Below are 258 nucleotides of genomic sequence, written 5' to 3' on the forward strand. Positions count from 1 at the left end.
GCCTTCAAGGTCAAGCAGGGCGACAAGATGTACCTGGCGCCGAAGGACCGCGTCATCATCTGGTAAATACGCCGGCCCCGGCCGCAAGACCGCCCCGCGCAAGCCGGGCGGTTTTTAATTTCTGCATCGCATCATTTTCGAGGTGGATCCGGAACAAAAGCGCGCACGATTGAATCGCCAAAGCAGACCAGCTCGCTCGTACGTTATGATTTTTGTAACGGAACAACATGGATGCTGCGATGCAAAACGAAGACGAGG

Annotated in this window: 1 protein-coding gene; it reads right to left on the minus strand. The window is 55.4% G+C overall.

Features of this window, described 5'->3' with window-relative positions; all coding sequences use genetic code 11:
* Positions 1–55: 55 nt before the first annotated feature.
* A partial coding sequence (locus KVT32_RS30565; protein ID WP_217619484.1) for a hypothetical protein occupies positions 56–258 on the minus strand: 203 nt, incomplete at its 5' end.

Source organism: Achromobacter sp. GbtcB20 (assembly GCF_019091095.1).
In the GTDB taxonomy this organism is placed as follows: Bacteria; Pseudomonadota; Gammaproteobacteria; order Burkholderiales; family Burkholderiaceae_B; genus Achromobacter; species Achromobacter mucicolens.